Source organism: Hymenobacter busanensis (assembly GCF_008727865.1).
Classification (GTDB): domain Bacteria; phylum Bacteroidota; class Bacteroidia; order Cytophagales; family Hymenobacteraceae; genus Solirubrum; species Solirubrum busanense.
The window spans coordinates 302,502-322,043 of record NZ_VTWU01000004.1 but is presented as its reverse complement, the minus strand read 5'-3'; the positions used below and the strand labels follow the sequence as shown (position 1 = coordinate 322,043).

Here is a 19,542-nt window from a genome sequence, read left to right as displayed (position 1 = left end):
AAGAATAGCGTTGATACAGATGCACCAACGCTATTCTAATTTCAAACCGAATTACTAGCAATAGCCCCGTCTGGTGAGCATCTTGCTATTACCTAAAAGAAAATCTTATTGTCCGACGAGCGAAAGATTACGCCGTCAATTCAGCAACGTCCTCTAACCACAAATCCAGCAGCTCAATTTCCTGGGCAGTAACGATGTTTTCCTTTGCCAATTCGGCATAAGCTCTGCGCAAGTTTTCGCCGACCGTATTTTCCGGGCTGATAGCACGCGAAACCGCAGCAATAACTTTGTTCGGATTCAGGTAGCACGGAATTTCAGATTCGAAATCCTTTACGTAATCGTGCGGATTACGTTCCTGAATCACAGTTGCTTCCGTGAAGCCCAAGCGGTAGCCGTGTGCCCACATGATTGGCTGGGCAACGAGGCCACGCAAAATATCAGTGAAGCGGAAGGTGACGTACGCAGGCAAGTACAGTAACGGAAACAGCTCGCGGCGGACGGCGGTGTTCTGCGAGTTGAAGGGACAGATGGTACCTTCTGCCAACACGATCGGCGCCCGTTTGTCAAAATACACCTCCGTGTTATCCACCAAGCGGTAGATGGCATCCACATCAGGGTCGCTGTCGGCCAAGCCTTGCCAAACACCAATCTTCGAAGACTGTTTGAGCAGATCGGCTTCCTTCAAGTTGTGGTCCTGATTCAAAATCAGGTCAAGCGGATAGCCACGAGGCCAGATATGGTGGCTGGTGAAATTCTTGTAAATGTTTACGAAACCTTTCTGCGCAGGCGAAGTGGCAAATTCCCCGTCCATTTGGGGAAACTCCCAGCCGTCGTACGGAATGTTATCGTCATCGGTATCAATAATTACCTGAGCACCTTCGCGGATGGCGTGTAGGTAACCGACCATTTTACGCCCGTAGTGATTATAGGGTAGTTTGGCCGTCAGGCGAAACCCGGCTTCCTCTTGCTGAGTCGTCGACAAATACGTGACGTTGGCCTCGGCCCAATCGGCAGGTGATTTTTTGTCGCCTGCTACTACCAAGCTGTAGTCAGGTAGGTTGGCAAATTTGGTAACCGCCTTGGTAGGGGCAAAAATGGAGGTGATGACGATGTGTGACTTAGGCATGTACCTTGGGTAAACAGAGTGCTGTTTTCGACAGAAAGCAGTTTGGGTTTCGCGCTTCAAAGGTAAACCTTTTGGCTTGGATGTATTGCGTAAGAAACAAGCTGCCTTTTGGAGTAAGCAAAGAGTGGCAACTAAGCTCAACTTCTCCCGATTGCGTCGACATAACAATCCGCAGTGCAGCAACTATTGAAAGAGTTATGCCTGCAACACATGACTGCGTTTCGATCTTCTCCTTTTTTAGTTGAACTGCTTCTGAAGAACAACACAGATCAGCACTCAGTTGTGCTTGCTGGCAAAGCGTTGAATGGCTTCGGCGATGTAAGTAATATGGTTTTCAGTCAGGCCAGGCCAAAGCGGCAGGCTCAGGCTGGTGCGGGCCAGTTCTTCGGCAATCGGAAAGTCGCCAAGTGAGTAGCCTAAGGATTTGTAGGCTTCCTGAAGATGGGGAGGGGTAGGATAATGAATAAGGGTGCCAATCCCCTGCTCGGCCAAATAGTGTTGTAGGGCGTCCCGCTGCCGATTCCGAATAACATAGAGGTGATACACATGGGTAGCACCGATGGCCGTTGTTGGTAGCGTAATACCCGGTGTCGTACGAAGCGCATCATTGTAATGGAGCGCCAACTGCTGGCGTTGCGCCGTCCAGTCATTCAGGCGCGGCAACTTCACTGACAGCAGCGCGGCCTGCAATTCGTCCAGCCGGGAATTGTGCCCGACGACCTGGTTCAGGTATTTCTGCTGGGAGCCGTAGTTGCGCAAAACTCTGATTTGCGCGTCTAAGTCGGTACTGAAAGTGGTAATGGCCCCGGCGTCGCCCAGCGCGCCTAGGTTTTTACCCGGATAAAAGCTGGTGGCGTTGGCATGACCAAAGCTACCGGTGAACTGCCCCTTCCATTGGGCGCCATGCGCCTGGGCATTGTCTTCTACTACCCATAACCCATACCGCTGAGCTATGACCATAATATCATTCATCGAACAGGCTTGCCCATACAGATGCACGGGCATAATGGCCTTGGTACGCGGCGTAATAGCGGCCTCAATGCTGCTGGCTTCGATATTATAGGTCTGCTCGTTCGGCTCTACGGGCACAACGGTAGCGCCTACGTACGACACCGCCAGCCATGTGGCTATGTAGGTGTTGGACGGCACAATCACTTCGTCGCCGGGGCCAACTCCCAACGCCTTTAGTGAGAGATGTAGCGCGTCGAGGCCGTTGGCCACGCCTATGCAATGAGTTGTGCCGGAAAAAGCAGCGTACTGGGCTTCAAACTGGGTCACACGCGGCCCCAGCACATACCAGTTGGAATCGTACACCTGGGCGAAGGCCGCGAGCATTTCTTCGCGAATGGCTTCGTGCTGAGGAGCAAGTGACAAGAAAGGAATTTGCATGATGGTTATTCCGTGTGAGCGGCGCAGCATACTGCACCCCAGCTCCTCCCTTATTCCTGTACGTGGCTGGGTTGTGCCGGACTGGTTTCATCCACCACGTACATCGGCCGTTGACGAGCGGCATCCAATCCGCGCCAAACGTATTCGCCCAGCACCCCCAATGCCACCATCTGAAACGCAGCCACCAGCAGCACCAGCAACATCAGGCTGGTCCAGCCCGGGGGCTCATTGGGGTGTTGCAAGCGGAAAAACACCAGGTAAATGCTGTAGAGAATGGCGAGGAAGCCAAACACAAAACCGACAACCGTAATGGCGCGAATCGGGAAAAACGAAAAGGACAGCAAGGAATCAATAAGCAGCTTGATTTTCTTGCTCAGCGTCCAGCGCGACTTCCCAATTTCGCGGCGGCGCCGCGTATAAGGCAGGCTTACGTAGGGGTAACCCAGCCACACCAACAGGTAAAACACGTTGCTGTTGCGCTCCTGCAGCCGCACCACTTCGTGGCGCAATTGCTGGTCGAAGAACACGAGGTCGAAGCCGCCGGGCGGAATGCCGGGCAATGCCAAGCGCCGCACCAGCCAATGGAAGCTGTTGGAAAACCAGCGCTGCAGCAGCCCCTCTTCACGTTTGGCGCGATTAGCTAAGACCAGCTTCAGCCCCTGTTGCCAGTAATCGTACATCTGCCGGAGCAATTCGGGTGGGTCCTGCAGGTCGGCGGTCATCACAGCCGTACAGTCGCCGGTGGCGTGTGCCAAACCGGCCACGATGGCATTGTAGGAGCCTACATTGCCAGCCAGCCGTATGCCCACCACCTTGCTGGGGTGGGCTTGCTGAAAGGCCCGAATGGCAGCCCAAGTTCCGTCGCGGGAGCCGTCGTCCACCAGCACGTACTCAAACTCCACCTCGGCAGGAAAGAGCTGCTCATTCTCCAGCAGCCGGGCAGAGGTGACGGGGATATTCTCCTCGTTGTAGTAGCAAGGAATGACGATGGAAAGCTTGGGCATGGACGCAACAAAGCGTGAAATTGCAAAATAGCCCTTGGCTTTGCCAACCTCAGACGTCTGCCCCTCAGTTTACGTGCCGACTCAGGGGCGCAGGGCTGAACCCCTATCCTGCGACAGAAAGTATCTATTGCGCCCCGATCTGACGTGGCAGGCCAGTTGCTGCTTTGCCTTTAGCTACCGGCAGCGCCTGACGTTTGATCCGATTTTCCCCACACTTCCCGAAAAACCTCGTGGCTGCGAATGTAGTCCTGCTCGTCGTAGGGCAACGAAGCCAAAACCAATTGCACGGCGCCCGGCGTGTAGAGCATGGTATGCCAGGCATTGGGCGGAATGTACACGCCCACTTGCGGCGAATCCAGCCGGAAAACTTCGATCTGGCCGTCGGGCAGTTCGGTAGTCACCACAATAGTGCCGGCCACCGCTACCAGTACCTGCTGGGTATGAAAATGCGCGTGCCGTCCGCGGGCAACGTGCTCTGGCGTGTCGTACGTCCAGAAAACTCGTTGCACCGCGAACGGCACGTGCTGTTGCTGCTCACACACTGAAATGTACCCGGTAGACTCGGCGCCGTGCCGGGGAAACTCGATCAGGTGCGGCAGCAGCATAAACCTTACTGCGCAGCCGCCGACTGAGCGGGTACGTGCTCTTTGAAGTACTCGAACGTGCGGCGCAGGCCTTCGGCACGGTCCACTTTCGGCTCCCAGCCCAGGATTTCTTTGGCCTTGGTGATGTCGGGCTGACGGCGCAACGGGTCGTTCTGGGGCAGCGGGTGGAACGTGGGGCGGAACTCCACGCCGGCCAGCTTCGCAATTTCTTCGCCGAACTCCTTGATGGTGATTTCCGCCGGGTTGCCGATGTTCACCGGCATGTGGTAATCCGACAGCAACAGGCGGTAGATACCGTCCACCAAGTCGTCGACGTAGCAGAAGGAACGCGTTTGCGAACCGTCGCCGAATACCGTCAGCGGCTCACCCTTCAGGGCCTGGCTCAGGAATGCGGGCAGTACACGGCCGTCGTCGAGGCGCATGCGCGGGCCGTACGTATTGAAGATGCGGATGATGCGCGTCTCCACGTTGTGTACGTTGTGGTAGGCCATCGTAATGGCTTCCTGAAAACGCTTGGCTTCGTCGTAGCAGCCGCGCGGGCCCACCGGGTTCACGTTGCCGTGGTATTCCTCCACCTGCGGGTGCACGTCGGGGTCGCCATACACTTCCGAGGTGCTGGCAATCAGCACGCGGGCCTTTTTCACCCGGGCCAAACCCAGCAGGTTGTGGGTGCCCAGGGCACCCACTTTCAGGGTCTGAATCGGAATCTTCAGGTAGTCGATGGGCGACGCGGGCGAGGCGAAGTGCAGGATGTAATCCAGTTCGCCGGGTACGTGCACGAACTTCGACACGTCGTGGTGATAGAACTCGAAGTCCTTTTTGCCGAACAGGTGCTCGATGTTAGCCAGGTTGCCCGTCACCAGGTTGTCCATGGCAATGACGTGGTAGCCCTCGGCCAAAAACCGGTCGCACAGGTGCGAGCCAAGGAAGCCGGCCCCGCCGGTAATCAGGATGCGTTTCTTTTCCGAGCTGTTAGCCATGAGCTGTAGCTGTTAGTTGAAAGGGTGCGCGTGAGTCGCCGCGTGGCGGCAGCCCCGCTTACTTGGTAGCCGGCTCGTGGTGCGTGGTGCGAATCCCGATGCAGTGGTAGGCAAAGCCGGTCTTCTCCATTTCCTGCGCATCGTAGATGTTGCGGCCGTCGAAGATAACGCGGCCTTTCATGCGGGCGGCAATATCGTCGAAGTTGGGCGAGCGGAACTCGGGCCACTCCGTTACCACCAGCAGCGCATCGGCACCTTCTACGGCTTCGTAGGGGTCGGCAGCGTAGGTGATACGGTCGCCGAGGTCTTTTTTGGCCTCGTGTACCGCTACCGGGTCGTAGGCAACTACTTCGCAGCCTACAGCCAACAGCTTCTCGATGATGACGAGCGAAGGAGCTTCGCGCATGTCGTCGGTTTTGGGCTTGAACGATAGACCCCAAATGGCCATTTTCTTGCCCCGCAACTCGCCGCCGAAATGCCGGTCGACTTTATTGAAGAGCACCGATTTCTGGTCTTCGTTCACGCTTTCCACGGCCTTGAGCACTTGCATCTCGTAGCCGTTTTCGGAAGCCGTTTTGATGAGGGCCTTCACGTCTTTGGGGAAGCACGAACCGCCGTAACCAATACCCGGGTAGATGAACTTGGTGCCGATGCGGGCGTCGGAGCCGATGCCGCGGCGCACCATGTTCACGTCGGCGCCCATGATTTCGCACAGGTTGGCCACGTCGTTCATGAACGAAATCTTGGTGGCCAGCATGGCGTTGGCGGCGTACTTGGTCATTTCTGCCGACGGGATGTCCATGAAAATGATGGGGTGCCCGTTGAGCAGGAATGGCTTGTAGAGCTTGCGCATCACTTCTTCGGCGCGCTCCGAGGCCACGCCCACCACAATACGGTCGGGCTTCAGGAAGTCGTCGATGGCCGCGCCTTCCTTCAGGAACTCGGGGTTCGAGGCCACGTCGAACTCGATGTCGACACCGCGCTTCTCCAGCGCCATGGTCAGCTCGCGCTGCACTTTGGCGGCCGTGCCCACCGGTACCGTGCTCTTAGTCACAATCACGCCGTAGCTGTTCATGTGCTCCCCAATGCCGCGGGCTACTGCCAGCACGTACTTCAGGTCGGCCGAACCGTCTTCGCCGGGAGGCGTGCCCACGGCAATGAAGGCTACGTCGGCATCCTTAATGCCCTCGGCCAGCGACGTGGAGAAGTGCAGGCGGCCTTTCTCTACGTTGCGCAGCACCATTTCTTCCAGACCGGGCTCGTAAATCGGCAGGATGCCTTGCTTGAGGTTACTGATTTTACGCTCGTCGATATCGATGCAAGTGACGTCGATGCCAACTTCGGCGAAGCACGTACCGGTAACCAAACCAACGTAGCCCGTGCCAACAACAGCTATTTTCATGGAAACGAAATGAAGCGTAGAGAAAACAAGGTGGAATTTTGCCGGGGCAAATTTCCGCTTTTTTATGAAAGTAGAGCTACTTGTTTTGCAGCCAAGTAACCAACGCGCGTACCGACCTATTTAAACAGGCCGTACTTGATGATGCAGTAGATGGCCCGCACCCCGTCGCGCCAGCCAATTTTTTTGCCCTCCTCGTAGGTGCGGCCGTAGTAGCTGATGCCGACTTCGTAGATGCGTACGTTGGGAATACGGGCAATTTTGGCCGTTACCTCAGGCTCAAATCCAAAGCGCTTTTCTTCTAGTTTCAGACCCTGAATCAGGTCCCGACGGAACAGCTTGTAGCAGGTTTCCATATCGGTCAGGTTCAGGTTGTTGAACATGTTCGAGAGGAACGTCAGCACGTACTGGTTGCCGATGCTGTGCCAGAAGAACAGGATGCGGTGGGCATTGCCGCCCATAAAGCGCGAACCGAATACCACGTCGGCCACACCTCGCAGCACGGGTTTCAGCAGCACGTTGTACTCCTCGGGGTCGTACTCCAGGTCGGCGTCCTGAATAATGAGGTAGTCGCCGGTGGCGTGCTGAATGCCGGTGTGCAAGGCTGCTCCTTTGCCCGCATTTACCTCGTGCTTGAGGTAGCGAATAGGCAAGTCGGGGTTGGCGGCCATGTAGCGCTGGATGGCCCCTTCCGTGTCGTCCTTGGAGCAGTCATTGACCAGGATAACTTCCTTTTCGATGTCGTTGAGCAGCTTCACCGCTTTCACCTGATCGAGAATCAAGTGAATGGTTCGGGCCTCGTTGTAGGCCGGAATAACGATAGAAAGCTTGCGCGGCGGAAACTGAATGGCACCGGCCGATGAAGTCACGGGCGTAACGGGTGCGTCCATGCGAAGATATTAGCGTCGAAAAAAGAAGGAATCAGACAAAACTAGGCCATGTGGCGCTTCCACCAGTGCTGGAACACGATGAGCGCCCAGATGCGGGCGTGCACGTCGCCGGGGTTGTTGGAGAACAGTTGCTGCTTGAGCGCCCGGATGGCATCGACCGAGAAGATGCCCTGCGCCTCAATGAAGTCGTCGGAGAGCAGGTCGTCGGTGATAAGCGGGCGCAGCTCGTTGCGGAACCACTTGAGCAGCGGTACCTCGAAGCCGTGCTTGGGGCGCTTGTAGAGTTCCTCGGGCAGCAGCGGCCGGAAAGCATCTTGCACGATGCGCTTCTTCATCTTCGCGTCGATTTTGCTTTCGACGGGTAGCGAGAAGGCGAAGTTGACCACCTTGTAATCGAGGAAGGGCGTGCGCACTTCCAGTGAGTTGGCCATGCTCATCAAGTCTACTTTGGCCAGCATGTCGTAGGGCAGCACCAGCTCCATGTCGGTCAGCAGCACCTCGTTCAGGTCGCCGTCGGCGTGCAGGTGCTCCAGAATGTCTTTGCGGCGCTTGTCGGCAATTTTGCGGCCGGCTTTCTGGCGCGCACTCGGGCTGAGCAAGCTGCGGGCGTCTTTGTCGCTGGCGAGGCTGGCCCAGTCCCAGTACCTGTCTTTGGGCCCCGAGAGCATGCCGCGCGAGAAGCGCTGCAGCTGGCGCACTTTGTTGCCGAAGAACGAGTTGCGCGACTTCGGCAGCACGTCCCACAAAATATTAAGGCCGGTTACGAACTCGGCTTTGGGGCCGCCGTTGCGCACCTGCCATTCGCCCATGTGCTTGTTGTAGCCGGCAAACAGCTCGTCGGCGCCGTCGCCGGACAAGGCCACGGTAACCTTCTGGCGGGTTTCCTTGCTAAGGATGTACACTGCCAGGGCCGACGAGTCGGCAAACGGCTCGTCGAAATAGTCGAGCACGTCGAACAGGTGGCTGTAGAGGTCGTTATTGGTCAGCGAAAAGACCGTGTGGTTGGTCTTGTGCATTTTGGCCACGAGGTTGGCGTACTTCGTTTCGTCGAAGAACGGCTCATCCTTGAAGCCAATGCTGAACGTGTTGAGGTGCGGCGTGTGGCGCGCGGCCAAGGCCGTAATGACCGAGGAGTCGATGCCACCGCTCAGGAACGAGCCCAGCGGCACGTCGGCCACGAGGCGCCGGGCAACCGAGGCGTCCATCAACTCGACCAGCTTGGCTTTCTGCTGCTCGTAGGTCGTTTTGTTCTTGGCGACTTTCTTCGGGTCGTAAGGAATTTTGTACCAGCGCTTCTTCACCACCTTGCCGTTGCCCTGAATGAACAGGTAGTGACCCGGCAGCAACTTCTTCACGCCTTTGAAGATGGTGGCCGGGCCCGGAATGTAGTTGAGCTGCAGGTAATGGCTCAGCGAAGCGTAATCGAGCTTGCGCGGCACGCCCAAGGCCAGCAACGACTTCATTTCGGAAGCAAACATGAGCTTCTCTTCGTCGCGGTACACGAGCAGGGGCTTCACTCCCATCCGGTCGCGGGCAATGAAGAGCGTGTTTTCCTCCTTATCGTAGATGGCCAAGCCGAAAAAGCCGTTCAGCTTCTTCAGAAAGCCGCGGCCTTCGGTGATGTAGAGCTTCAGGATAACCTCCGTGTCGGTGTGCGACCGGAACGTGTAGCCCTTACGCTGCAAACGGGCCCGTAGCTCGCGGAAGTTGAAGATTTCGCCGTTGAAGACGATGGTGTAGCGCCCCGATTCATCGGTCATCGGCTGGTTGCCGTCGGCCGAGAGGTCGAGAATAGCGAGGCGGCGGAAGCCCAGGCCCACGCAGTCGTACACGAAATGCCCCTGCGAGTCGGGGCCGCGGCTCACGATGGCGTCGGTTGAGGCCTGCAGGCCCGTCAGCGACGAACGTCCTGAGTCGTTAAAGGCGAAAAGTCCGGTGATTCCACACATAATTGGCGGGCAAAGGTACGAAGCTTCGGCACTTGCGCGGGCCAAAACTTGCGGTAGGGCGCGCCCGCAACCAAAGCCGTGCCAAGCGAGTAAAGTTGGTATCGGCCCGGCCGGTACCCACCTCAACGCTATTTCCCATGAGCCTCCAAGACCAAATGAATCTGCAACAGGAATTCGAAGCCGCCGTGACGCGCGTAAACGGCCTCCCCGGCGACCAAGCCGCCGCACACATGACCGAGCTCTACGGCCTCTACAAGCAAGCCACCGAAGGCGACCATGACACCCGCGGCGAGGTAGTAGGCGACGATTCGCCGGATAAGCCCAGCGGCGACCCGGGCATGTCGCAGGCGCAGTGGGACTCGTGGAGCAAGTTTAAGGGCGTGCCCGAAGACGAAGCCAAACGCCAATACATCCAGCGTGTAAACGAAGTAGCCGGTCCAGTAGGCGAAGCCGCCTCCGTTATTACCGGCAACGGCCAGCCGGCTACCGGCTCGCAAGTGGGCAGTAACGAAGCCCCGGCCCCCGGAACGGCCAAAGCACCGTATGAAAACGAAGGCGGCCAGTCGATGGATGGCCTGCGCGGCGACATCAACGCCGGCGCACCGTACGGCGGCGAAGACCAGCTGAAAACTCAGCAGTAGGCAAACCTATTACGCACGCCACGGCCCCGTTCCTTTCATATAGGAGCGGGGCCGTGGCGTATTCACCCAGCCGGTAGTTGCTACTTGGAGCCTGGCCGTCTGACTGGTCGATTTAAAAGATTTTGTCCGGGTTCAGAATGCCGTGCGGATCAAAGACTTGTTTGATACCGCGCATCAACGCCAGATTGGTTTCTTTCAGCGCAATGCCGATGTAGGGTTTCTGCACCAGCCCGATGCCATGTTCGCCGGAGATGGTGCCGCCCAGTTTCACGCACAGCTCAAATATCTCCGAAATCGGCTGGCGCAGGCCCACGTTCCATTGTTCGTCGGTCAGCTCGCCGCGAATGATGTTTACATGCAAGTTGCCGTCGCCGGCGTGGCCGTAGCACACGCTCTTGAAGCCGTACCGTGCCCCGATTTCCTTCACGCCCTTGAGGAGCGTGGGCAACTCGGCGCGGGGCACTACGGTGTCTTCTTCCTTATATACCGAGTTGTAGCGCACAGCATTGCCGATGTTGCGCCGAATGCGCCACAGCTCGTCTTTTTGGGTGGCGGTATCGGCCAGCAGAATGTCGCCTACGTCGTAGTGCTCCAGCACGCCGTACACCAGTTCGGCTTCCTTATATAGCTGGTCCAGGTCCTGCCCGTCGAGTTCGATGAGCAAGTGGGCACGGATGTCGTCGGGCAGGGTAAGCGGAATCTGCAGGTACTCCGACGACCACGCAATGGCCTCGCGCTCCATAAACTCCATGCCCGAGGGGATGATACCCGTCCGAAACACGGCCGCTACAGCCTCAGCGGCCTGTTCTTCCTGCCGAAAAGGCACCAGCATCAGGATGTTCTGCTGCGGAAACGGCAGCAGACGGAACACCACTTTGGTGATGATGCCCAAGGTGCCCTCCGAGCCCACCATGAGCTGCGTCAGGTTGTAGCCGGTGGAGTTTTTAAGCGTGTTGGCTGCCGTCCAGATGATTTCGCCGGTGGGCAGGACCACTTCCAGGTTGAGCACATAGTCGCGGGTGGTGCCGTACTTCACGGCTTTGGGGCCGCCGCTGCTGTGCGCGAGGTTGCCGCCCAAAAAGCAACTGCCTTTGCTGGCGGGGTCGGGCGGGTAAAACAGCCCCACTTCCTTCACCGCGTTCTGAAATGCCTCGTTCACCACGCCTGGCTCCACGGTGGCCTGCAGGTTCCGCTCGTCGATTTGGATGATGCGGTTGAGGCGCTCGGTGCTGAGTACCACGCCGCCGTGCGCCGGCAGTGCCCCGCCGCTCAGCCCGGTACCGGCGCCACGGGGCGTCACGGGAATCCGGTATTCGTGGCACAGGCGCATAATACGGCTTACCTCGTCAGCGTTGGCGGGGCGCAGCACCACGTCGGGCTGAAAGTACAGGTCTTCGGTATGGTCGCGCCCGTAGCGGGCGTACTCGTCGGCGGCCAGGGTGCTGGGTGTGAGCACGTGCTCGGGCCCCACAATAGTGCTAAACGACGCCAGCAACGCAGGCGTGCATTGTCCAAACGGCTTTCTTTCTTGCAAATGGCTCATTCGCGTATCTTTGCTCCGATGCGGAAATCGTTGATAAAAGTAGGGCTTTCGGGGCGGCCGCTGGCTTATTTTACTTGGCTCACGCTCACGGGGCTCTTGCTCTTGGCCGGTTGCAAAAGCAGCCAGAAGCTGAATTACCGCAACGGCCGGTACTACTCGGCCCGCGACATGGCGCGCATGAAGGCGGAAGGCCGCCGCAAGGGCCACACCACGGTGCGCACGAAAGTAAAGACGAAAACGGCCGTGCGGCCCAAACGCAACAGCAGCCCGGCCAGCATCGACCGGCAGTTGGCTTCTGTCATCGAAACCGCTCGTTCGTACCAGGGCACGCCCTACAAATTTGGCGGCACTACCCGCCTGGGCCTCGACTGCTCGGGCTTGCTGTGTGCTTCCTTTGGGGCAGCCGGCGTCACCATACCGCGGTCTTCCAACGAGCAGGCTGCGTGGGGCGACCCGGTGCGGCCCCAGGATTTACGCGCCGGGGATTTGGTATTTTTCGGAGCTTCGCCTGGCAGTGGCACCATTACCCACGTGGGCTTGGTCACCGAAGTCAGCGACGAGGGGGTGCAGTTCATTCACTCTTCCACGTCGTTAGGCGTGGTGGAAAATGCCTTAGAAAGTGATTATTATCTGAGTAGATTCATAAAGGCAGTACGTCCTAAGTTGTGAATTTCCGTCGTAGCTTTGCTACCCGTTTCTGCTCTTTTGGTTGTGTGGTAACCCGGTAAATGTAATGCTCAGGTAACCGCGTGTGCCGGTTTTCGGCTCTAGTTTTGTCCCCGTTTTCCCAGAGTACCTTTTTCACCAATGTTCCCTTTTATGAAACAAGTACGTTTACGCCACTTGCTCTTGTTGCTGCTGACGCTGCTGTCGGCGCAGCTGGGCTGGAGCCAAGGCGTTACGACCTCTTCCATGAGCGGTGTCGTCACCGATAAATCAGGAGAAGGTCTGCCCGGTGCCACGGTTATTGCCGTGCACACGCCTACCAACTCGCAGTACGTGGCGCCCACCAACGCCGACGGCCGCTACAACATCCAGGCGATGCGCGTGGGTGGTCCGTACACGGTACGGGTAACCTTCGTAGGCTACCAGGAAGCCGTCCGCGAAGGCATTTTCCTGAGCCTGGGCCAAAACCTGCGCCTGGACGTGAACCTGAGCGAGACCACGCAAACGCTGGCCGGCGTAGAGGTACAAGGCCGCCGCGATGCGCTGATCAACTCGGACCGCACCGGCTCGGTAACCAACATTCAGCGCGAGCAGATCGAGCGTTTGCCCTCGATTACGCGTAGCCTGAACGACCTGACCCGCCTCACCCCCCAGGCCAACGGCCAGTCGGTAGGTGGTGGCAACAGCCGTCAGAACTTTATCACGGTTGACGGCTCCGACTTCAACAACAACTTCGGTATTGGTGGCAACCTGCCGGCTGGTGGCTCGCCCATCTCGCTGGACGCTATCGAACAGATTTCGGTGAGCGTAGCACCTTTCGACGTGCGCCAGTCGGGCTTCATTGGCAGCGCCGTAAACGCCGTAACGCGTTCGGGCTCCAACAACTTCTCGGGCTCGGTGTACTCCTATGGCCGCACCGAAGATTTCTACGGTGACAAGGTGGGCAAAGAGAAGGTAAACATCTCGAACTCGACCTTCTACCAATACGGTGCCCGTTTGGGCGGTCCGATCATCAAGGACAAGCTGTTCTTCTTTGTCAACTTTGAAGACGAGAAAAACACGGTTCCGGGCCAAACGCGCACGGCTGCTACGCTCGACGCGAACGGCAAGAGCAACTTCGGCACGAGCCAGACGATTTCGCGCCCGACGCGCAACCAGCTGGACGAAATCAGCACTTACCTGAACGACCGTTACGGCTACAAAACCGGCCCGTACGAGGGTTACGATTTCGTGAGCCCGCGCACCAAAATCCTGGGTCGTCTCGACTGGACCATCAACAACCGCAACCGCTTCAACATCCGCTACAGCCAGACGAACAGCAAGCGTCCGGCCTTCCCGAACGGCACGTCGACCTCGCTTCCCTTCTCGGGCAGCCGCCAAGACCTGAACGCGATGTTCTACCAGAACAGTGGCTACAACGAAGAGTCAAACTTCTACTCGCTGGCTGGCGAATTGAACTCGACCTTCGGCAGCAACATGGGCAACACGTTCCGGGCTACCTACACGAAGCAGAACGACCCACGCAGCTCGGAAAGCTCGATTTTCCCCTTCGTAGACATCCTGCAAGACGGCTCGCCTTTCACCTCGTTTGGTTACGAACTGTTTTCCTACGGCAACCTGCGCGACGTGGCCATCAAATCGTTCAAAGACGATTTCACCTGGAACAAAGGCATACACAACGTAACCTTGGGTGCTCAAATTGACCTGAGCGAAACCAAGAACGGTTTTCAGCGCTACGGTACTAGCTACTACCAATTTGCCTCGTGGCAGGACTTCGTGACGGCTTCGAACCCCGACCCGAACATTGCCAAGACAGCTCTGCCCAACAGCTACGCCATTACGTACTCGTTGTCTCCCGGCTACAAGCAAGCCTTCCCGAGCTTCACCTACGGACAATACGCTGCTTACCTGCAGGATGAAATTACGGTTACCGACCGGCTGCGCATCACGCCGGGCATCCGTGCCGACTTCACCAGCTTTGGCCAAGACCTGAAAGAGCACCCGCTCATCACGCCTTTGACGTTCAACAACGGCGAGAAAATCAACGTGGCCAACCTGCCCAAGAACCGTGTGCTGTGGTCGCCCCGTGTGGGCTTCAACTACGACGTGAAGGGTGACCGGACGCTGCAGCTGCGCGGCGGTACGGGCATCTTTACGGGCCGCGTACCTTACGTGTGGATTGTAAGCCAAGCCAGCGACGCCGGCATGATTCAGATTACGCAGATCAACAACGGCGCAGCTGTGAAAGATTTGCAAGGCGGCTACCGCGGTTTCAGCCCCGACCCGCGCTTCTATCTGCCCGAAACGCCGGCCCCTGCTGGTACGGTTGCTCCGTCGCAGATTACTGCTTTGGACCCCGATTTCCGCTTCCCGCAAACGTGGAAGTCGAGCATCGGTGTCGACGTGCAACTGCCCTTGGGCATTGTAGGTACCTTAGAGGGGATTTACAACAAAGACCTGAATACCGCGCTCTTCCGCAACGCCAACTTGGTAACGCCGAAGCCGCTGAACATTGCCGGCTACCCCGACAACCGTCTGATCTACCCTGCTAATGACCGCGACAAGTTTGTAAACCCGGTGGCTAGCGGCAAGTTCGTAGCAAACGGTGCTAGCAACGGTGGTGCCTTCAACGCTTACGTACTCGACAACGCTTCGAAAGGCTACTACTGGTCGGCCACGGCTAAGCTGGAGAAGCAGTTTGGCAACGGCATCTACGCTTCGGCAGCCTACGTGCACAGCGAGGCGAAGAACCTGTACGACGGCAGCGGCGACCAGGTAAGCACTGCATGGCAGGGCAACCAGACGGTGAATGGCGCTAACACGCCTGAGTTGTCGTACGCCAACTACGTAACGCCGGACCGTGTTATCGGTTCGCTCTCGTACCGCAAGGAGTACCTGGGCCACTTGGGCACCACCCTGTCGTTGTTCTACGAAGGCGGCAGCACGGGTCGTTACTCGTACACCTACTCGACGGACTTCAACCGCGACGGTGCCAACGCCGACCTGATTTACGTGCCGAAAGACGCTTCGGAAATTACGTTCACCACGTACACCATCATCAGCGGTTCGGAAATCACCTCGTACTCGCCCCAGCAGCAGAGCGACGCATTCTTCAAGTTTATCGAACAGGACAAATACCTGCGCACCCGCAAAGGCAAGTACGCCGAGCGCAATGGTGCTCAGTTCCCCTGGCGCAACCAGTTCGATGTGAAGTTGCTGCAAGACATCTTCGTTAACATCGGCGAGAAGCGCAACACGCTGCAGCTGAGCCTGGACGTGTTCAACGTAGGCAACCTGCTGAACAACGAATGGGGTGCGTTCCAATCGACGACCGTGAACAACAACCAGATCTTGGTTCCCGTTGGTACGCTGAACCAGAACGGCACCACCAAGCCGACGTTCCGCATGGCGCTGGACCGCGCTACCAGCAACCAGCTGGCTAGCAAGACATTCCGCAACTCGGTAAGCTTGTCGTCGACCTACTACATGCAGGTGGGCTTGCGCTACATCTTCAACTAAGCCCTTTGTTGGTTTAACGCTTTAAGCGGGCGGGACTTCGGTTCCGCCCGCTTTTTTTGTGCTCTGCCCCAGCCAGAATGCTTTGGTTGACTACCCTTTATATAAAAATTATTATATATTTAATTACGACCGCAGAACTTTTGTGATTGGAGCAAGTTCGCTTGAACACCAACTTGAAACAGACACCAGCCCTTTTCTTAATATTCCGGTAAAAGCAGTCAAGAAGCCCACCGGTACTTTTGCCCAACCTTTCTTACCAGAGCTTGTATGAAACACTTCTTCCTTTACCGATTGGTGCTGCTGTTACTACCTGTGCTGCTGGTGCAGCACGCGTGGGGGCAAGGCACCACTACCGCGGCCATGAGCGGCGTCATTTCGGATCAGAGCGGGGCCGGCTTGCCCGGTGCTACGGTTATTGCGGTGCACACGCCCACCAACACGCAGTATGTAGCGCCTACCAACGCCGACGGCCGCTACAACATCCAGAACATGCGCGTGGGCGGGCCCTACGATGTGCGTGTGACGTTTGTGGGGTACCAGGAAGTAACCCGCAACCAGATTTACCTGACGCTGGGCCAGAACCTGCGCCTTGATATCAACCTGACCGAGGCCACGCAGCAACTGGCCAACGTGGAAGTGCAAGGCACCCGCAACACCGTCATCAACGCCGACCGCACGGGCGCGGCTACCTCGGTGCAGCGCGAACAGATTGAGCGCCTGCCCACGCTTAACCGCTCGTTCGACGACTTCACGCGCCTCACGCCCCAGGCCAATGGGCAAAGCTTTGGCGGCCGCAATGGCGGCTACAACAACGTGACCATCGACGGCGCCATTTTCAATAACTCCTTTGGCTTGTCGGCGACCGTGGGCGGGCAGGCCAATGCCCAGCCGATTTCGCTCGACGCCATCGACCAGATACAGGTGAGCCTGGCTCCCTACGATGTGCGGCAAGGTTCCTTCACCGGAGCGGGCATCAACGCCGTGACGCGCTCGGGCACCAATAAAGTGTCGGCGTCCATTTACGGCTTCTACCGCAACGAAAAGCTGGTGGGCAGCAAAGTGGGCGACGTGAAGCAGGATTACCCCGACTTCACGCTCAAGAACTACGGCTTTCGCGTGGGCGCACCCATCATCAAAGACAAGGTGTTCATCTTCCTGAATGCCGAGCAGGAACGCCGCTCCGACCCGCCGGCCGGCAACTTCCAGGCCCGACGCGAAGGCCAGACGGCTAGCGGTACTATCTCGAATGCCTCGGCGGCCGACTTGACCCAACTCAGCAACTTCCTGCAATCGAACTACGGATTTGCGGCCGGGGCTTTCGAAAACTACTCGCTGCGCCAAAACAGCGACAAAATCACCGCCAAGCTGGATTGGAACATCTCGTCGTCGCACCGCTTTAGCTTGAAGTACAACTTCCTGAACTCGTACCGCGACGTGCCTCCCAGCAGCAGCGGGGCCCTAGGCGGGGCCACCGGGCCAGGCCGGGGCCAGACGCAGTTTGGCCTGCCGTTTAAGTCGTCGTACTACACCATCAACAACGACCTGAACTCGTTTATTGCCGAGTTGAACAGCACCATCGGCAGCCGCTACTCCAATAACTTCACGGCTGGCTACTCGGCCTTCCGCGACTCGCGCGACGCCTTTTCGAGTTTGTTTCCATTCGTGGAAATTGGCACCAATACCGGCCTTTCGCCCGCGGGCAGCACTGCTTCGGCGGGCGCCACGCTCACGTCCTTTGGCTACGAACCCTTCACGGCCTTCAACCTGCTTGACTCGGACGTAACGCAGGTCGGCGACAATTTCACGGCATACCTGGGCAAGCACAACGTCACGCTTGGCACCTACAACGAGTTCTACAAGTTCCGCAACGGTTTTGCCCCGAACTACTACGGAGCCTTCCAGTTCAACTCGCTCGACGACTTCTACGCCTCGGCGGGCTTCAAGCGCGACGCCACGGGCCAGCTGGTGCCTTTGGCAACCGGCGACCGGGTGCCGCCGCCCGTGAACTACAACGTACAATTTGCGGCCAACAGCTCCGGCGCGTTTCCCTATGCCGTCATCAAGGCGCAGCAGTACGGCCTCTACGTGCAGGACGAATGGACGCCACGCAACAACCTGAAGCTGACCGTGGGCTTGCGCGGCGACTTACCGATTATTGATTCGGACGTGGCCCAAAACGAAAACGCGGCCCAGCTGACCTTCCGCAACGGCGAGAAAATCAACACCGGCCAACTGCCCAAGCGTACGGTGCTGTTTTCGCCGCGGGTGGGCTTCAACTGGGACGTGTTCGACGACCAGAAACTGCAAGTGCGGGGCGGTACCGGCGTGTTCACCGGCCGCGTGCCGTTCGTGTGGATTTCCAATCAGGCCAGCAACAACGGTTTGCTCTTCGGCTCCATCAGTGCCGCCCTCACGCGCAACGAAACCGGGCCCTACCGCTTTTCGCAGGACGTGAATGCCTACGTGCCCACGGCCCGGGCCGCCAACACCCGCTACAACTTGGCTGTTACCGACCGCGACTTTAAGTTTCCGCAGGTTTGGCGCTCCAACCTGGCCGTGGACTACCAACTGCCGGGCGGCGTAGTAGCTACCCTCGAAGGAATTTACACGAAGGACCTGAATGCGGTTTACCACCAAAACGTGAACCTGCCCAACCCGCTCCGCCAGTCGGCCGGCTCCGACAACCGCCCGATTTTTTACGACATCACGACCAATGCCACCGGCGGTGTGGTGCTTACGGCCCGCAACCAGATTTACCCCAATCTGGGCACCAACCAGAACCTGAATACGCCCCAGCAACCGGGTATTTCCGATGCCATTGTGATGCGCAATACCAACGAAGGCTATTCGTATTCGCTCACGGGCCAGCTCCAGAAATCGTTCAGCAGCGGCCTTTACGCCAGCGCAGCTTACACCTATACCGATTCGCGCTCGGTAAACGACGGCGGCTCCATTGCCCAGTCGATCTGGCGCGACCGGGTGGTTTCGGGCGACCCCAACGCCAACGTACTCAGCTACTCGCAGTTCCTGCAGCAACACCGCGTAGTGGCATCGGCCTCCTACCGCAAGGAGTACCTGGGCCACTTGGGCACCACCCTATCGTTGTTCTACGAAGGCGCCCCGGCTTCCACCGTCACCAACCCCGGCCGCTTCTCCTACACCTACAACGGTGACATGAACGGCGACGGACAGCGCACCAACGACCTGATGTACATCCCGCGCGACCAAAACGACATTGAGCTGCGTCCCATCACGTTTTCGGCGGCGCAAGGTGGCGGCACCTACACCGCCGCTCAGCAGTGGGCCGATCTGGATGCCTACATCAAGCAGGATAAGTACCTCAACGAGCACCGCGGCGAGTATGCCGAACGCAACGGGGCCGTGCGGCCCTGGCAGCACCGCGTGGATGTGAAGGTGCTGCAGGACATCTTCACCAGCCTCGGCGACAATAAAAACACGCTGCAGCTGAGCGTAGACATGTTTAACGTGGGCAACCTACTCAACAGCGACTGGGGCATTATCCAGACGCCCGTGCGCACTAACCCGCTGACGTGGACGGGCTACACCGCCGAAGGCCGGCCTACTTTCCAGTACACCTACCTTTCGAACCCCGTGCGCAATGCCGATGGCTCGGTAACGGCGGGGGTTCCGCAAACCAAAACCTTCCGCGACGACGTGGGCAACATCGGTTCGCGCTGGCAGATGCAGGTGGGCGTGCGCTACCTGTTCAACTAGCACGGCTGCATCGGATATAGCGAGCGGGCGGGACTTCGGTTCCGCCCGCTTTTTTTGTGGCGCATTTCCAGCGGGTTATAAAAAAGTTGTGGCGCG

General features: G+C 58.0%; 13 protein-coding genes. 4 read left to right on the top strand and 9 right to left on the bottom strand.

The annotated features are described in order from the left end of the window. Positions 1-127: 127 nt before the first annotated feature. The 8 genes from F0P96_RS12320 to asnB form a co-directional block, all read right to left on the bottom strand. Complete coding sequence (locus F0P96_RS12320) at positions 128-1,126, bottom strand: STELLO glycosyltransferase family protein (RefSeq protein ID WP_151079200.1); 999 nt, start codon at positions 1,124-1,126, stop codon at positions 128-130. Between the two features lie 276 nt (positions 1,127-1,402). Continuing rightward, positions 1,403-2,515, bottom strand: a complete 1,113-nt coding sequence (locus tag F0P96_RS12315; protein ID WP_151079199.1) for a DegT/DnrJ/EryC1/StrS family aminotransferase — start codon at positions 2,513-2,515, stop codon at positions 1,403-1,405. A gap of 50 nt (positions 2,516-2,565) precedes the next feature. Beyond that, positions 2,566-3,519: a glycosyltransferase family 2 protein gene (locus tag F0P96_RS12310; RefSeq protein ID WP_151079198.1), complete on the bottom strand. Its 954-nt coding sequence runs from the start codon at positions 3,517-3,519 to the stop codon at positions 2,566-2,568. A gap of 170 nt (positions 3,520-3,689) precedes the next feature. Continuing rightward, a complete protein-coding gene (locus F0P96_RS12305) occupies positions 3,690-4,124 on the bottom strand; it encodes a sugar 3,4-ketoisomerase (protein ID WP_151079197.1) in 435 nt (144 codons plus the stop codon). A 5-nt stretch (positions 4,125-4,129) separates the two neighbouring features. After that, complete coding sequence (locus F0P96_RS12300) at positions 4,130-5,104, bottom strand: UDP-glucuronic acid decarboxylase family protein (protein ID WP_151079196.1); 975 nt, start codon at positions 5,102-5,104, stop codon at positions 4,130-4,132. Between the two features lie 58 nt (positions 5,105-5,162). After that, the gene (locus F0P96_RS12295) at positions 5,163-6,506 is read right to left on the bottom strand and encodes a UDP-glucose dehydrogenase family protein (protein WP_151079195.1); all 1,344 of its coding nucleotides are present in this window, start codon (positions 6,504-6,506) and stop codon (positions 5,163-5,165) included. 116 nt (positions 6,507-6,622) lie between these two features. Next, complete coding sequence (locus F0P96_RS12290) at positions 6,623-7,393, bottom strand: glycosyltransferase family 2 protein (protein WP_151079194.1); 771 nt, start codon at positions 7,391-7,393, stop codon at positions 6,623-6,625. Between the two features lie 41 nt (positions 7,394-7,434). Beyond that, positions 7,435-9,342, bottom strand: coding sequence for an asparagine synthase (glutamine-hydrolyzing) (gene asnB / locus F0P96_RS12285; RefSeq protein ID WP_151079193.1), 1,908 nt, complete (start codon positions 9,340-9,342; stop codon positions 7,435-7,437). Positions 9,343-9,479: 137 nt separating this feature from the next. On the opposite strand from asnB, the gene F0P96_RS12280 reads away from it, so the two are divergent. Beyond that, the gene (locus tag F0P96_RS12280; protein WP_151079192.1) at positions 9,480-9,983 is read left to right on the top strand and encodes an acyl-CoA-binding protein; all 504 of its coding nucleotides are present in this window, start codon (positions 9,480-9,482) and stop codon (positions 9,981-9,983) included. Between the two features lie 112 nt (positions 9,984-10,095). Here the strand turns inward: F0P96_RS12280 and F0P96_RS12275 are convergent, their stop codons facing one another. Continuing rightward, complete coding sequence (locus F0P96_RS12275; protein ID WP_235917460.1) at positions 10,096-11,478, bottom strand: FAD-binding oxidoreductase; 1,383 nt, start codon at positions 11,476-11,478, stop codon at positions 10,096-10,098. Between the two features lie 66 nt (positions 11,479-11,544). Between F0P96_RS12275 and F0P96_RS12270 the strand changes: the two genes are divergently transcribed. The 3 genes from F0P96_RS12270 (at position 11,545) to F0P96_RS12260 (ending at position 19,446) form a co-directional block, all read left to right on the top strand. Further along, a complete protein-coding gene (locus tag F0P96_RS12270) occupies positions 11,545-12,195 on the top strand; it encodes a C40 family peptidase (protein ID WP_235917459.1) in 651 nt (216 codons plus the stop codon). A 150-nt stretch (positions 12,196-12,345) separates the two neighbouring features. Then, positions 12,346-15,711: a TonB-dependent receptor gene (locus F0P96_RS12265; RefSeq protein WP_151079190.1), complete on the top strand. Its 3,366-nt coding sequence runs from the start codon at positions 12,346-12,348 to the stop codon at positions 15,709-15,711. Positions 15,712-15,978: 267 nt separating this feature from the next. Beyond that, entirely contained in the window at positions 15,979-19,446 is a 3,468-nt protein-coding gene (locus F0P96_RS12260; protein ID WP_151079189.1) for a TonB-dependent receptor, read from the top strand. Positions 19,447-19,542 lie beyond the last annotated feature (96 nt).

Excerpts from the sequence above, each read along its gene's own strand:
- F0P96_RS12295 (WP_151079195.1), bottom strand. The coding sequence starts at position 6,506 with ATGAAAATAGCTGTTGTTGGCACGGGCTACGTTGGTTTGGTTACCGGT.
- F0P96_RS12265 (WP_151079190.1), top strand. The coding sequence starts at position 12,346 with ATGAAACAAGTACGTTTACGCCACTTGCTCTTGTTGCTGCTGACGCTG.
- F0P96_RS12290 (WP_151079194.1), bottom strand. The coding sequence starts at position 7,393 with ATGGACGCACCCGTTACGCCCGTGACTTCATCGGCCGGTGCCATTCAG.
- F0P96_RS12300 (WP_151079196.1), bottom strand. The coding sequence starts at position 5,104 with ATGGCTAACAGCTCGGAAAAGAAACGCATCCTGATTACCGGCGGGGCC.
- F0P96_RS12305 (WP_151079197.1), bottom strand. The coding sequence starts at position 4,124 with ATGCTGCTGCCGCACCTGATCGAGTTTCCCCGGCACGGCGCCGAGTCT.
- F0P96_RS12270 (WP_235917459.1), top strand. The coding sequence starts at position 11,545 with ATGCGGAAATCGTTGATAAAAGTAGGGCTTTCGGGGCGGCCGCTGGCT.
- F0P96_RS12260 (WP_151079189.1), top strand. The coding sequence starts at position 15,979 with ATGAAACACTTCTTCCTTTACCGATTGGTGCTGCTGTTACTACCTGTG.
- F0P96_RS12315 (WP_151079199.1), bottom strand. The coding sequence starts at position 2,515 with ATGCAAATTCCTTTCTTGTCACTTGCTCCTCAGCACGAAGCCATTCGC.
- F0P96_RS12310 (WP_151079198.1), bottom strand. The coding sequence starts at position 3,519 with ATGCCCAAGCTTTCCATCGTCATTCCTTGCTACTACAACGAGGAGAAT.
- asnB (WP_151079193.1), bottom strand. The coding sequence starts at position 9,342 with ATGTGTGGAATCACCGGACTTTTCGCCTTTAACGACTCAGGACGTTCG.
- F0P96_RS12320 (WP_151079200.1), bottom strand. The coding sequence starts at position 1,126 with ATGCCTAAGTCACACATCGTCATCACCTCCATTTTTGCCCCTACCAAG.
- F0P96_RS12280 (WP_151079192.1), top strand. The coding sequence starts at position 9,480 with ATGAGCCTCCAAGACCAAATGAATCTGCAACAGGAATTCGAAGCCGCC.